The organism is Micromonospora sp. HK10, from assembly GCF_000982955.1.
Lineage (GTDB): Bacteria > Actinomycetota > Actinomycetes > Mycobacteriales > Micromonosporaceae > Micromonospora.
Window position 1 is genome coordinate 1 of sequence record NZ_KQ058888.1, and the last position, 13,848, is coordinate 13,848.

The 13,848-nt window shown below is 74.6% G+C and carries 15 protein-coding genes; 10 read left to right on the plus strand and 5 right to left on the minus strand.

Annotated elements, in window-relative coordinates; translation table 11 throughout:
- Positions 1-868 (minus strand): aminotransferase class IV (locus LQ51_RS27710; protein WP_156313264.1); only part of this gene is annotated, 868 nt, incomplete at its 3' end.
- Between the two features lie 69 nt (positions 869-937).
- On the opposite strand from LQ51_RS27710, the gene LQ51_RS27715 reads away from it, so the two are divergent.
- From LQ51_RS27715 to LQ51_RS27730, 4 genes are all read left to right on the plus strand, one after another.
- Entirely contained in the window at positions 938-1,366 is a 429-nt protein-coding gene (locus LQ51_RS27715) for a Fur family transcriptional regulator (RefSeq protein WP_046570821.1), read from the plus strand.
- Positions 1,363-2,475 carry a CAF17-like 4Fe-4S cluster assembly/insertion protein YgfZ gene (locus LQ51_RS27720; protein ID WP_046570770.1) on the plus strand — a complete coding sequence of 371 codons (1,113 nt, stop codon included), beginning with the start codon at positions 1,363-1,365 and terminating at the stop codon, positions 2,473-2,475. The genes LQ51_RS27715 and LQ51_RS27720 overlap by 4 nt, the downstream gene beginning before the upstream one ends.
- A gap of 112 nt (positions 2,476-2,587) precedes the next feature.
- Positions 2,588-3,415: a beta-keto acid cleavage family enzyme gene (locus LQ51_RS27725; RefSeq protein WP_046570771.1), complete on the plus strand. Its 828-nt coding sequence runs from the start codon at positions 2,588-2,590 to the stop codon at positions 3,413-3,415.
- 94 nt (positions 3,416-3,509) lie between these two features.
- Positions 3,510-4,469, plus strand: coding sequence for an asparaginase (locus LQ51_RS27730; protein ID WP_046570772.1), 960 nt, complete (start codon positions 3,510-3,512; stop codon positions 4,467-4,469).
- Between the two features lie 632 nt (positions 4,470-5,101).
- On the opposite strand, the gene LQ51_RS27735 is transcribed toward LQ51_RS27730, so the two are convergent.
- Complete coding sequence (locus LQ51_RS27735; RefSeq protein WP_046570774.1) at positions 5,102-5,899, minus strand: alpha/beta fold hydrolase; 798 nt, start codon at positions 5,897-5,899, stop codon at positions 5,102-5,104.
- A 112-nt stretch (positions 5,900-6,011) separates the two neighbouring features.
- On the opposite strand from LQ51_RS27735, the gene LQ51_RS27740 reads away from it, so the two are divergent.
- The 5 genes from LQ51_RS27740 to LQ51_RS27760 all read left to right on the plus strand — a co-directional run bounded on the left by LQ51_RS27740 (position 6,012) and on the right by LQ51_RS27760 (position 9,332).
- Positions 6,012-6,608, plus strand: a complete 597-nt coding sequence (locus LQ51_RS27740) for a helix-turn-helix domain-containing protein (protein WP_046570776.1) — start codon at positions 6,012-6,014, stop codon at positions 6,606-6,608.
- A complete protein-coding gene (locus LQ51_RS27745) occupies positions 6,605-7,294 on the plus strand; it encodes a hypothetical protein (RefSeq protein WP_046570778.1) in 690 nt (229 codons plus the stop codon). The genes LQ51_RS27740 and LQ51_RS27745 overlap by 4 nt, the downstream gene beginning before the upstream one ends.
- 72 nt (positions 7,295-7,366) lie before the next feature.
- A complete protein-coding gene (locus LQ51_RS27750) occupies positions 7,367-7,699 on the plus strand; it encodes a DUF2516 family protein (RefSeq protein ID WP_046570780.1) in 333 nt (110 codons plus the stop codon).
- On the plus strand, positions 7,696-8,583 hold the full coding sequence (locus LQ51_RS27755) for an alpha/beta fold hydrolase (protein WP_046570782.1): 888 nt from the start codon (positions 7,696-7,698) through the stop codon (positions 8,581-8,583). Before LQ51_RS27750 ends, LQ51_RS27755 begins: the two co-directional genes overlap by 4 nt.
- Before the next feature lie 11 nt (positions 8,584-8,594).
- Positions 8,595-9,332, plus strand: a complete 738-nt coding sequence (locus LQ51_RS27760) for an alanyl-tRNA editing protein (protein ID WP_046570784.1) — start codon at positions 8,595-8,597, stop codon at positions 9,330-9,332.
- Positions 9,333-9,433: 101 nt separating this feature from the next.
- On the opposite strand, the gene LQ51_RS27765 is transcribed toward LQ51_RS27760, so the two are convergent.
- Entirely contained in the window at positions 9,434-10,120 is a 687-nt protein-coding gene (locus LQ51_RS27765) for a nucleotidyltransferase domain-containing protein (RefSeq protein ID WP_046570823.1), read from the minus strand.
- A gap of 77 nt (positions 10,121-10,197) precedes the next feature.
- Between LQ51_RS27765 and LQ51_RS27770 the strand changes: the two genes are divergently transcribed.
- Positions 10,198-11,112: an SDR family oxidoreductase gene (locus LQ51_RS27770; protein ID WP_046570785.1), complete on the plus strand. Its 915-nt coding sequence runs from the start codon at positions 10,198-10,200 to the stop codon at positions 11,110-11,112.
- Here LQ51_RS27770 and LQ51_RS27775 read toward each other — a convergent pair.
- Complete coding sequence (locus tag LQ51_RS27775; RefSeq protein ID WP_082159695.1) at positions 11,103-12,188, minus strand: helix-turn-helix transcriptional regulator; 1,086 nt, start codon at positions 12,186-12,188, stop codon at positions 11,103-11,105. The genes LQ51_RS27770 and LQ51_RS27775 overlap by 10 nt on opposite strands.
- 22 nt (positions 12,189-12,210) lie before the next feature.
- Complete coding sequence (locus LQ51_RS31560; protein WP_156313265.1) at positions 12,211-13,827, minus strand: Ig-like domain-containing protein; 1,617 nt, start codon at positions 13,825-13,827, stop codon at positions 12,211-12,213.
- Between the last annotated feature and the right edge of the window lie 21 nt (positions 13,828-13,848).

Sequence of the window (13,848 nt, forward strand, 5' to 3'; positions counted from 1 at the left end):
GGGGGAAGGGCGGCTCGGCGGGCGGCGGGGGGAAGGCGGTGAGGGCCAGGAGGGCGGGGGTCAGGGGGGAGTGGGGGAGGGGGGTGTGGTCGAGGGAGCGGATCTCGGCGGGGCCGCGGAGCGAACTGGTCAGCCAGGCGCCGTCCGCCGCCGCCAGCTCCGCCGGGGTGACCAGGCGTTCCTCGGCTCGCAGGCCCAGCTCACCCGCGTGCTCGAGGAGCCAGTGGGCGGTCACGCCGGGCAGGACGCCGGTGGTCGCCGCCGGCACCGTGCAGAGCGTGGTGCCGGCCAGCCAGATCAGGTTCGCGGTGGGCGCCTCCAGGGCGTACCCGTCGGTGGAGACCCAGAGCACGTCGTCCACCCCGGCGCGGGCGGCCCAGCGGCGGGCGGCGGTGCTCGCCGCGTACGAGGTGGACTTCACCCCTGCCGGCAGCCAGCCCAGCTCGGGGCGGGACCGGGCGGCCACCCCGAGCGGCAGGGTGGCCACCGTCACCCCGTCCCGCCGGGCCCGCTTCGCCGCCGCCGGCACCTCGCCCAGCGTGGCGTAAACGGTCGGTGGCCCGCCGCCCTCCGGCCCCCGGGTGCAGACCAGCCGCAGTGCCCCCTCCACCTCCGGCGGCCATCCGGCGCGTACCACGTCGAGCAGTTCGGCCAGCGCGCCGGTGGACGGCAGGTCCAGTTCGATCGCGGCCGCGCCGGCCCGCAGCCGGTCCAGGTGGGCGTCGCGCAGCCACGGCTCGCCGCCGCGCAGGTGCAGGGTCTCGAAGAGCCCGTCGCCGTGCAGCACGCCCCGGTCGTCGCCGCGCAGCACCGCCTCGCCGGCCGGTACGACGCCCCGCCCCAGCACGGCCACCCGCGATGTCACCACGACCGTCGAGCGTAGTGGCGTACCACCTCGGCGGTCGGGGTGGCGCGGCGGCCGAACTATGATCGGACGGTGTCCGAATCCTCCCTGGCGGAACTGCTCCGCTCCCGTGGGCTGCGGCTGACGGCGCAGCGGCAGTTGGTGCTCCAGGCCGTGATGGATCTGGGTCACGCCACGCCGGAGCAGGTGCACACGGCGGTGCGGGAGGTGGCCGCCGGGGTGAACATCACCACCATCTACCGCACGCTGGAGTTGCTGGAGCGGCTCGGGCTGGTGACCCACACGCACCTGTCGCACGGCTCGCCGACCTACCACGCGGCCGGCGAGCACCAGCACGTCCACCTGGTCTGCCGGGAGTGCGGCGGGATCGACGAGATCGATCCGGAGCTGCTCCGCCCGCTGGCCGACCGGCTGGCCGCGCAGCGGGGATTCCGGGTGGACATCGGGCACGTGGCGCTCTTCGGCGTCTGCGGCCAGTGCGAGGACGGGGGGACGACGTGATCGACATCGCGGGCGCGGTGGCTGCCGAGGCGATCGACGAGGAGACCCGGGACCAGCCCGAGCCGGCCCATCGGGCCGCCGGGGTCGGCCCGGTGGCGGCGCACTACGGCGACCCGATGCGCGAGCAGCGCACGCTGGCCACCGGCGTGGGCCTGGTGGACCGCTCGCACCGGGGGGTGGTGGCGGTCCCGGGCGAGGAGCGGATCAGCTGGCTGCACACGCTGACCAGCCAGCACCTGGCCGGGCTGCGCCCGTGGCAGGGCACCGAGCTGCTGGTCCTTTCCCCGCACGGGCACGTCGAGCAGCACGCCATGGTCACCGAGGACGGTGAGACCACCTGGCTGGACACCGAGCCCGGGATGACCGGCGGCCTGCTGTCGTACCTGGAGAAGATGCGCTTCTTCAGCAAGGTGGACCCGCGCGACGTCACCGCGGAGCACGCGGTGCTGTCGCTGGTCGGGCCGGACGCCGCCGGGGCGCTCGAGACCCTGGGCGTCACCGGGCTGGCGGCGCCCGACCTGGTCGCGGTGCCGGGCCCGAAGTTCCGCTCCGGCGAGCTGCCGCCGCGCCCCGGCGTGGTGTACGACGTCAAGCCGCTGCCGGTTGGCGGCTGGGCCCGGCGGGTGGCGCTCGGCGTGGACCTGCTGGTGCCTCGCCCGGCCATGGCCGGGGTGGTCGACGAGTTGCGCGGCGCCGGCGTGCCGGTGGCCGGGCTGTGGGCGTACGAGGCGATCCGGGTGGCTGCCCGGCGGGCCCGGATCGGGGTGGACAGCGACCACCGGACCATCCCGGCCGAGGTGGACCTGGTCGGCCCGGCCGTGCACCTGGACAAGGGCTGCTACCGGGGGCAGGAGACGGTGGCGCGGGTGCACAACCTGGGCCGGCCGCCGCGGCGGCTCGTCCTGCTGCACCTGGACGGGGTCGCCACGGACCAGCCGCCCGCCGCCGGCACGCCGGTCACCCTGGACGGCCGGACGGTGGGCTTCGTCGGCACCGCGGTGCACCACCACGAGCTGGGCCAGATTGCCCTGGCCGTGGTCAAGCGCAACGTCGCGGACGACGCCCGGCTGATGATCGGGGAGTCGGCCGCCGCCATCGATCCCGCCTGAGCCACCCAGAGCGGGAAACTTTCCGGTCCGGAGCACCCAGCTCCATGTTTCTTCCGTCGACGCGCCCGATGGCCGTCGACCGGCGGCCGACCCTCGGTCTAGGATCCCGGGCATGACCACAGGGACGTTGATCACGGTTGCCCCCACCGGCGCGGAGTCGGCCAAGGCGGAGGTGCCGGCGCTACCGGTGACCCTCGACGAGCTGCTGCTGACCGCCAAGGAGTGCGAGGCGCTCGGCGCCGCCGTGATCCACGTCCACATCCGCGACGACCAGGCGAAGCCCACCCTCGACCAGGGCCGGCTGCGGGAGACCGTGGCGGCGCTGCGGGAGAGCACCGACCTGATCGTGCAGCTCTCCTCCGGGGGTGCGGTGACCGATCCGGAGGCCGACCGGTTGGCCGTGCTGGACGCCGGTCCGGAGATGGCCTCCTGCACGATGGGCACGGTCAACTTCGGCGACGACGTCTTCCTGAACCGCTGGGAGTTCATCGTCGACCTGCACACCCGGATGCAGGACAAGGGCGTGGTCCCCGAGTACGAGATCTTCGACCTCGGCCACCTCACCGCCCTCCAGCGGCTGCTCGGCAAGTACGGCCTGCCGCACGGCGGGCACGTGCACGTCGACTTCGTGATGGGGGTGCCGGGCGGCATGCCGGGCACCACGGCCACCCTGGTCGCCGCCGAGCAGATGCTGCGTGACCTGCCCGAGGGCACCACCTTCTCGGCCACCGGCATCGGCCGCAGCACCATCCCGGTCATGCTGGCCTCGCTGTCGGCCGGCGGCCACCTCCGGGTCGGCATGGAGGACACGGTCAGCTACGCCAAGCGGCAGCCGGTCGAGTCGAACATGCAACTGGTCGCCCGCGCGGTCGGCTTCGCCCAGCTCGCGCAGCGCCCGCCGCTGACCACCACCGAGGCCCGCGCGCTGCTCGGCCTGTAAGCCACGCCCCGCCCGGCACCCCTGTACACCTTCGGGTGACGCCCCTGGTCACCCCGGTGCCGCGCCCGCCGGCTCCGTCGGTACCGTCCACCTCGTGGGAAAGACGTACGAGGGCGGCGTACCGCTCGTTGAGGTGGTCCGGTCCGGCTTCGTGGAGGGCGTGCACCGGGGCTCCGTGGCGGTGCTGGACGCCGACGGCGCGCCGGTGGCCGGAGCGGGGGACGGCACCTCGCCGATCTTCCCCCGGTCGTCCAACAAGCCGATGCAGGCGATCGGGATGCTCCGGGCCGGCCTGCCGCTGACCGAGCCGGCCGACCTGGCACTGGTCGCCGCCAGTCACGCCGGCGAGGAGTTCCACGTCGAGCGGGTGACCGCCCTGCTGCGCGGTGCCGGGTTGACCGAGGAGGCGCTGCACTGCCCGCCCGACCTGCCGGTCGGCGAGGCGGCCCGGGAGGCGGTGCTGCGCGCCGGCGGCGGCCCGACCCGGACCCTGATGAACTGCTCCGGCAAGCACACCGGGATGCTGCTCACCTGCCTGGCCGCCGGTTGGCCGCTGGACGGCTACTGGCGCCCCGAGCATCCGCTCCAGCAGCGGCTGGCCGCCGCGATCGAGGAGTTGACCGGGGAGCGGGCGGCGGCCGTCGGGGTGGACGGCTGCGGCGCACCCGTGCTCGCCGTGTCGCTGACCGGGCTGGCCCGGGCCTTCCTGCGCCTGGTGACCGCCGAGCCGGGCACCGTCGAGCGGAGTGTGGCCGACGCGATGCGGGCGTACCCGGAGCTGGTGGGCGGCACCCAGGCCGACGACACCCGGCTGATGCGGGGTGTACCCGGGCTGCTGGCCAAGGTCGGCGCGGAGGGGGTCATCGCGGCGGCGGTCCCGGGGGCCGGCGCGGTCGCCCTCAAGATCGACGACGGCGCCGGGCGGGCCCGGATGCCGGTGCTGGTGTCGGCGCTGCGCCGGCTCGGCGTCGACGCACCGGTGCTGATCGAGTACGCCGAACTGCCGCTCCTCGGCGGCGGCCTGCCAGTGGGGGCGGTCCGCCCGGTCTGGTGAGCCCTGCCGTCGGGTCCGTTGCCGGCCTGTCGCGTTCATTGCCCCGGGGCGGCGGTGCGGCCATCCGCCGGCTCCGGTCGGTGGCCGCCTGGAAGCGGGCGAGCGGTGCCGGGGCTCGCCGGTTGCGTTCGCGCGGCCGCCGCGGGGGCGGCGCGCCAGCGGTGCGGGTTTCGCCGGTTGCGTTCGGGCGGCTGCCCCGGGGGCGGCGCGCCAGCGGTGCGGGTTTCGCCGGTTGCGTTCGGGCGGCTGCCCCGGGGCGGCGCCCCAGCGGTGCGGCCGCCCGCCGGTTCCGGTCGGGCAACTGCCCGAAAGCGATATGCCTCAGAGGCATATTCATGCCTCAGCGGCATATCGCTCTTACGCGCCCGCCCGGGCCGGGGCCATCAGGCGAGGTCGGGAACGGGCCGAAGGCCGCCCGCTCCGGGAGGGCAGCGAGCATCGCCGGAATCGGGCCGTCGGCCGCCCGCTCCGGGCGGGCATCAGCCAAGGTCGGGACCGGGCCGCGGGCCGCCCGCTCCGGGCGGGCATCAGCCAAGGTCGGGACCGGGCCGCGGGCCGCCCGCTCCGGGGCGGGGCATCAGGCAGAGCCGGGCCGGTGGACGCGGGCAGCCGAGCGGGTTCTGCGGCGCGGCTCAGGGCAGGAAGTCGAGCAGGGCGGCGTTGACCGGTTCGGGGCGCTCCAGCGGGAGCAGGTGGGCGGCGTCCGGGACGTCCGGCAGTCGTAGCCCCTGGGGCGCCTCGGCGGCGATCCGGTCGGCCAGCCGGCGGATGTCGGTGATGTCGTCCGCGCCCGCCGTGGCCAGCACCGGCATCGACAGTTCGGCCAGCCGGTCGATCGCGGGCGGGTCGAGTTCGCCCGCCTCCACGGCGCTCAGCGCCTGCTCGGCGGCGAGCGCCCGGCGGTCCATCTCTTCGGCGAACCGGATCAGCTCGGGGTCGACGTCCGCTGGTTGGCGGTGCGGGCCGACCACCCAGAACCGCACCTCGCCGGCCGCGGTGGCCGCGAAGTCCTCGGGGTCCACCTCGCCGACCAGGTCCTCCCAGACCTGCTCGGTCTCCTCGGACCACTCGTTGCCGGAGACCGCGGCGCCGAGCAGGGCCAGCGCGGTGATCCGCGCCGGATGGGCGAGGGCGGTGTCCACCGCCACCTTGCCGCCGAACGAGCAGCCGACCAGGGCCGCCTGCTCGATCCCGAGGGCATCCAGCAGGCCGATCACGTCGTCGTGGTGGGCGAACGGGGTGACTGGCAGCTCCGAGTCGCCGTAGCCGCGCAGGTCGAGGGCGATCACTCGGTGCCGGTCGGCGAGCGCGGACATCTGGTGTCGCCACATCCGCCGGTCGGCGATGCCGGCGTGCAGCAGCACCACCGGGCTGCCGCTGCCCGCCTCGTCGTACGCGAGCTGGGCATTGTTGACTTCGATCTTGGGCACGCGGAAACGCTACGGACCGGACGGTGGGCGCGCAAGCGGATAGCTGAGACGTTGCTAACTAGTAGCTAGCACTTTGCTTGCAGCAGCTAGCGGATCGAGTTAGCGTGGAGGCATGGCCACCGGTAAGGACCTTCCCGACGTCGGCGGGTTCATTCGCGACCTGCGCCGCAACGCGAAGATCTCGCTCCGCCAGCTCGCCGAGCAGGCGGGCGTCAGCAATCCGTACCTCAGCCAGATCGAGCGCGGTCTGCGCAAGCCCAGCGCCGAGGTGCTCCAGCAGCTCGCCAGCGCCCTGCGCGTCTCCACCCCGGCCATGTACCTGCGGGCCGGGTTGCTGGACGACAAGGAGGGCCAGGGGGTGCTCGCGGCCATCGCCGTGGACCCCGAACTGACCATGGCCCAGAAGCAGTCGCTCACCCAGATCTACGAGACGTTCCGCCGGGAGAACGCCCGGCTCGCCGAGGCCACCGCCGCCACCCGGCCGGCGACCGAGCCGGCCAGCCCGGAACCCGCCCCGGCCACCGTGACGCCGGCCGCGACCGGCCCCACGACGGCGGAGGGCACCCCGACGGAGGCGGTCCTCGAGTCGGTCGCCGTCACCGAGGCCGGCGCCGCCCCCGCCCCGACCACCGCCACCACCCCCGAGAAGGAGACCACCCACCGGGTGGCCCGCGAGGCCGCCGGTGCGGCCGAAGAGGAGAAGTCATGACCCAGCCGAAGACCAACCGCATCCCGGCCCCGCTCTACGCCGCCGCCGGCGCCGGCGAGCTGGCCCTCGAGCAGCTCCGCAAGCTGCCCACCGTGGTCAGCGACCTGGGTACCCGGGTCGTCGCCGAGTTCGGTGGCAAGGCCGTCGTCACCGGCGTCGAGCTGCGCCAGAAGGCGACCGACACGCTGAAGACCGCCAACCTGACCGCGGCCGGGCTCCGCGAGAAGGCCGAGTCGAGCGACCTCGACCTGGACAAGCTCCGGGAGGCCGCCGCCCGCAACGCCGCCGCCGTGCTGGCCGGCGCGCAGGCCGCCCAGGAGCGCGCCCTCGCCGGCGCGCAGGCCGCCCAGGCCCGGGCCCTGGCCGCGTACACCGAGCTGGTGGCCCGGGGCGAGCGGGTGGTCGGCGCCGGCGTGCTGGAGGCCGCCGACACGGTGAACGCCGACATCGAGGCGACCGAGGCGACCACCCCGGTCGTCGAGACCGCCCGGGCGGCCGAGGTGCCGGCCCAGGCCGAGGTGCCCACCCCGGCCGAGGTGGCCGAGGCCGTCGAGGCCAAGCCGGCCACCGTGAAGCGGACCCGGGCCACCAAGGCCACCGCCGCCAAGGCCACCGCCGCGAAGCCGGCCACGCCGTCGGCGAAGCTGCCGAAGACCACGAAGCGGACCCGCCCCGCCGCCGAGTGAGTCGAAGCTGGACCGAGACCCCGGACGGCGTCCTGTCGGACGTTGCCGGGGTCTCGGCATAAGCTTGCCGTCATGGCCTACGCCGCGCCGCTGTTCTACCACGACGTCCGCTTCGTGATCGAGCTGATCCTGCTCGTCTTCGCCCTGGTCATCGAGGCCGTTTCGCTGGTGCACGCGATCACCCAGCGCTCCGACGGGTTCTCCGCGATCGGCACCCTGCCCAAGGGCGGCTGGATCGCCATCCTGGCGATTTGCCTGCTGTTCACGCTTCCCGGCCTGGGCTTCGGCTTCGGTGGCGTGCTGAGCATCTTCGGCCTGGTCGGCATCGCGGCGTCGCTCATCTACCTGCTGGACGTCCGGCCCGGTCTACGGGACCTGCACGACGGCCGAGGCTCCTCCTGGTGAGAGGCTTCCGCTGGCCACCACCACCGGACGGCGGGCCCCGCACCTGGGGCCCCGGGCCCGGTGCCCCGCGTACCGGCCGGCCGGCGCTGCCCGAGCCGGAGACCGAACTGGTCGCCACCCCACACGGCGTACGGCTGGAACGGCTGGTCACCGGTGCCGGTGACCCGGTCACCGTGTTCGCGCACGGGCTCGGGAACGGCATCGCGACCACCCGCCCGTTCGGCAGCGGGGTCACCGGCCGGCGGATCTTCTTCCAGTTCCGCGGGCACGGCCGCTCCGACTCGCCGCCCGGCCCGTGGACCTATCTGGACCTGGCCCGCGACCTGCGGGCCATCGCCGACCTGGGCGGGGCCGGCCGGGCCTTCGGGGCCAGCCTCGGCGCGGGCGCGCTCTGCCGGCTGCTCGCCGAGAGCCCGGACCGCTTCGACCGGCTGGTCTTCTTCCTACCTGCCGTGCTGGACACCCCGCGCGGTGAGGCCGCCCGGTCCCGACTGACCGGGCTGCTCGACGCCGTCGCCGACGGCGACGCGTCCGCGCTGGCCGACGTGGTGGCCCTGGAGCTGCCGCCGTCCGTGCGCAACACCCCCGCCGGGTGGGCGTACCTGCGGCAGCGGCTGGACCAGCTGCTCCGGGACGGGCTCGCCCCGGGGCTGGCCAGCCTGCCCGAGCAGGCCCCGCTGCGGGACGCCGGGGCGCTCGCCGCGGTGACCGCGCCGGCGCTGGTGATCGGGTGCGCCGGCGACGACCTGCACCCGGTGGCGGTCGCCGAGCAGTTGGCCGCCGCGCTCCCGCAGGCCTCCCTGCACGTGTACGACCGGCCGGGCGTGCTCTGGACGGAACGCGCTGACCTGCGGGAGCGGATCTCGACCTTCCTGAACGGGTAACCTCCCCGGTCATGGGTGTCACACATCACGGCCGTACGCACCGACTGGACCTCGCCGACCCCACCCTGCGGGAGTGGGCGTGCACGGTACTGGCGGCCGATCCCGAGCAGGGCATCGTGCTGGACCGGTCGGCGTTCTACCCGGGCGGCGGCGGGCAGCCGCCGGACCACGGGGTGCTGCTCTGGCAGGGGGCGCAGACCCGCATCGTCGGCACCCGCAAGGGCGACGACCTGTGGCTGATCCCGGCCGAGGGTGACCCGCTGCCACCCGTCGGTACCGCCGTCACGGGCGCCGTCGAGGACGCCCGGCGCACCATGCTGATGCGTACCCACTCCGGGCTGCACGTGCTCTGCGGCGTGGTGTTCCGCGACTTCGGCGCGCTGGTCACCGGCGGCAACATGGAGCCCGGCGAGGCCCGGATGGACTTCAACCTGCCCGAGGTGCCGCCGGACTTCAAGGCCCGGATCGAGGAACTGGTCAACGCCGAGGTGGCCGCTGACCGGGCGGTCGCCGTCCGGGTGCTGCCCCGGGAAGAGGCGCTGGTCCTGCCGGACATCATCCGTACCCAGTCCAACCTGATCCCGCCGGAGGAGCAGGAGGTGCGGATCGTCGACATCGTCGGGCTGGACGTGCAGGCCGACGGGGGCACCCACGTCGCCTCCACCGCCCAGATCGGCAAGGTGCAGGTGGTCAAGGTGGAGAGCAAGGGCCGGGCCAACCGCCGGGTCCGGGTGCGGCTGGTGGACTGACCGCTGCCGCTGCCGCTGCCGCTGCTGACCGGCGGTGCGGCCGGTGCCCGACGCGCCGCGCCGCCGCTCGGCGGGTTCCGGCACGCGGGTCGCGGCGGGCGTCAGTCGCGGCGCGGCTCCGGCGGCAGGTGCGCCGCCCGGACGGCCAGCAGCCAGCGCTCCACGGTCTCCTCGTCGGGCCGCTCCGGCAACGGGGTGCGGATCCGGTCGAAGTCCCGCTCGGCGGCGGCGACCAGCGCCTCCGCCTCGTCCAGCGCGCCTGCGGCGACCCGCTCGCCGAAGGCCCGGAACCACTCCGGGTCGGCCAGCCGGATCTCCAGCACCCCGGTCGCGTAGAGCACCCGCCCCTGGTGCAGCAGGCGGGCCAGGTGCCGGGCGTGCTTCGCCGAGCGGCGCCGACCGCCGACAGTGGAATCCCGGCCGGCCAGCTTGCGGAACTGCTGGGCGGCGTAGCCGAGGTAGGCGTCCCGGACCCGGGGACCGCTGAGGAACGCCGTGCGGATCCCGATCAGCCGCTCTCCGAGCCCGGTCCGGGTCTCGTAGCACTCGTCGGGCAGCCACATCAGCTCGGTGGCGGTCGGGTTGCCGCTCAACGCCAGCCGCGCGTACTTGCCCGCCTCGTGCAGGGTCAGGTCGGGGCCGGTGGTGACCACCGACTCCTGCGGCGGGTGCAGGCCGTGGAAGGCGACCGTCGGCGCGGCGAAGACGCCGATCCGGTCCACGTCCGAGTCCGGCCCCGCCAACCCGTACGCGACCGAGCCGACGATCCCGGAGAGCAGCAGGTGCATGCCGGTCATCATGGCCGATCGAGATCACTCCGGAAACCAGACTTCGGCTGTCAGGTATCGGTGGCACGGTGACAGCCATGACGAAACCGTTGGAAGGCACGATCGCGTTGGTCGCCGGGGCGACCCGGGGCGCCGGCCGGCAGATCGCCGTGCAGCTCGGCGCCGCCGGGGCCACCGTCTACGCCACCGGGCGCACCAGCCGGGAGCGGCCCTCGGAGATGGGCCGCCCGGAGACCATCGAGGAGACCGCCGAACTGGTCACTGCCGCGGGCGGCACCGGCATCGCCGTGGTGGTCGACCACCTCGACCCGGACCAGGTACGCCGCCTGGTGCAGCGGATCGACGCCGAACAGGGCCGGCTCGACGTGCTGGTCAACGACATCTGGGGCGCGGACCCGCTGATCACCTGGGAGAAGCCGGTCTGGGAGCAGCCGCTCGATGCCGGCTTCCGCACCCTGCGGCTGGCCGTGGACACCCACATCATCACCAGCCACTTCGCGCTGCCGCTGCTGATCCGCAACCCGGGTGGCCTGGTCGTCGAGATCGGCGACGGCACCAAGGAGTACAACGACACCACGTACCGGCTCTCGGTCTTCTACGACCTGGCCAAGGTGTCGGTGAACCGGCTCGCCTTCACCCAGGCGCACGAGCTGGCGCCGCACGGGTGCACGGCGGTCGCGCTCACCCCCGGGTGGCTGCGTTCCGAGGCCATGCTGGAGCACTACGGGGTCACCGAGGCCACCTGGCGCGACGGCGCGGCGAAGGAGCCGCACTTCATCATGTCCGAGACGCCGGCCTTCGTCGGGCGCGCGGTGGCCGCCCTGGCCGCCGATCCGGACCGGGCCCGCTGGAACGGCAAATCCGTGGACAGCGGCGGCCTGGCCCAGGTGTACGGCTTCACCGACCTCGACGGCAGCCAGCCGCACTGGGCCCGCTACCACGACGAGGTGGTCGCACCCGGTAAGCCGGCGGACCCCACCGGCTACCGCTGACCCGGGCCTGGGAAGTCGGCGGCCGCACCGGCTACCGCTGACCGGGGCCCGGTAAGTCGGCGGGCCGCACCGGTCACGGCTGACCCCGTGGCCGGTGGCGCGGGCGGGTCCCGGTAGAGCGCCGCCGACCGGCGGGCCGCCTCGGCGAAGCGCGCCCGCAGCTCGGGCGGGTCGAGCACCTCCACCTCCGGGCCGAGCCGGAGCAGCACGTCGTACGCCACCGGCACGGACTCGACGGGCAGCCGGGTCACCACCCAGCCCTGCCCGTCGGGTTCGCCGGCCCCGGCCACCGCCTCCTGGTACGCGAAGGGTGCCTCCGCCACGTGCCGCAGCGCGCGCAGGCCCGCCGGGCTGAGCCGGACGGTGACCTCGGCGCGCAGCATGCCCCGCAGGAACGCCTCGGCCTGTTCCCGCCAGTACGCCCTTAGGTCGAAGCCGCCGTCCCGGGCGAACATCGCCTCGCCCACCTCGACGCCGACCACCCGGTCCACCCGGTACGTCCGCCAGCCGTCACCGACCCGGCCGACCAGATACCAGACACCGCTCTTGAGCACCAGCCCGTACGGCTCGACGGTGCGCGCCACCTCCCGCTCACCCCGGCGGTAGCGCAGCTCGACCACGAGGTCCCGCCAGACGGCCCGGGCCAGCTCGGCCAGCCAGGGCGGTGGCGTGGACGCCCGGAACCAGCCCGGCACGTCCAGGTGGAACCGCTGCCCGGCCCGGGCCGGCGCGTCCCGCAGGCTGGGCGGCAGCGCGGCGAGCACCTTGAGCTCGGCCGCCGCCACCGCGTCGGCGAGCCCCATGTCGCCGGCCGGCCCGGGCAGCCCGGCCAGGAAGAGCGCCTCCGCCTCGTCCCGGGTCAGCCCGGTCAGGCGGGTCCGGTAACCGCCGAGCAGCCGGTAGCCGCCGGCCCGGCCCCGGTCCGCGTAGACCGGCACGCCGGCCGCGGAGAGCGCCAGCACGTCCCGGTAGACGGTGCGTTCGGAGACCTCCAACTCGCGGGCCAGCTCGGCGGCGGTCATCGTCTCCCGTGCCTGGAGCAGCAGGAGCAACGAGATCAACCGGGCGGCCCGCACCCGACCATTCTGCGGTAGAGGGCTAGCGGCAGGTGGTGGTGACGACGACGGGCGCCTGCGCCAGCACCGGCGGCCGACAGCCACCGGATGCCGCCGGCCGCCACCCCGCAGCGATGTTGTAGTACCAGTCCTCCGGCACGTACGCAGCCCATCGGGAGAGGTCGTTGCCGCCGCGCAGGCCGCCAGCGAGCAGCACCCCGAAGGAACCGCTCCGGACGGCGAGGTACATCGACCACATGCCCACCGCCGGATAGCCGAGTGCGGAGCACGCCTCGGCGCCGTCTCGCCAGCACGCCCACGCGCCGGCCGGATCGCCGATCGCCCGGTCCGGGTAGGGGGCCGTGAACAGGTCGTACACCACTGCCCCCGTGCCGAGGAGCTGAGCGACGCTCTGCCAGAAGTCGAGGGCGTGGGCGGCGTCCGGCATCGGTTTGGCGCAGACCGCCCGCTCGTCCCGGCACGTCGCGCCCGGCCCGGTGTAGCGGCCCTCGCTCCAGGTGAGCCCGACGATCGGCGTGATTCCGGCGGCTGCCAGCCGCTGGGTGTACGCGAGGACCTCCTGCTGGTAGGGCTCGCCCCCGTAGCGCGCGTCGACGTACGGCAGGCCGAGCCAGCAGGCCTCGTTGAGGGCGAGGTAGACCGCCCGGACACCGCGTGCGGCCAGCCGGGCCACGGCGCCCGCGTCGACCGGTCCGTCCCAGATGCCCCGTCCCTGCACGCATCGGGCCTCGGCGCCGCTGCGCGCGAGCGGGGTCAGCTCCAGCGGAGTCACCGAGTCGATGACGGGGGAGATGCCCCAGAGCCGGTCCCGCACCACGGAGGGGTACGGCGCCTGCCGCTCCTCGCCGGGGGTGAGTACCCGGACGAACGGGGCGTTTTCTCCGCTCCGGCTCGCGCCCTGGTCGTCGTACGCCACGGCCATGAAGGCGTATCCGCCGGCCGGCACATCGTGCCACTGCGCGGTGTACGGCGCGGTGGTGTCGATCGCGAACGGAGCCGAATCCGGCGAGTCGTCGGTGTGGAAGAACTCCACCCGGGTGATCCGCCGGCCCGGCGCGGGCGTGGCGGTGGCCTCCACCGTGATCGTCGCCGGGGCGAAGAAGTGGTCACCCTCCTCGGGCCGGGTGATCCGCACGACCGGCCGGTTCGGGTCGGGCGGGGGACTCGGTGAGAAACTCGGACCCGGGCTCGCCGAACCTGGCGGGATGGATGACGAGGGCGACGGCGCCGGCGGCAGCACGCTCCCGCACGGGACACCGTTCAGGGTGAAGAACCGCTGGTCGCCGTGCTTGACGCCGTCGGTCATGACGTACCGGAAGGACACCGGCCGGTCGGCCGGCAGCCCGGCGCCGGGCAGGCTGCGCACCGTGACCTGATCGCCGTGCTGCTCCCAGCGCACGCCGTCGATGTTCTTGATCTGCTCACTCGGATAGCGGAGCCGGAATTCGAGCGTCCACTCGGGCAGTGACCGGCCCAGGCTCGCCACGGTGAGTTCGCCGATGACCATTGACACGTAGTGGCCGCCGAGCGGCATCGTCGCGGCACAGCCGCCCGTGGCGGACGCCGGATGCACCATGACGAGCGCCGCCGAGGTGGCGGCGAGCGCAGCGATGGCCAGACCGGCAATGCGTTTCCTCATCGACATCCCCCGTGTATCGAC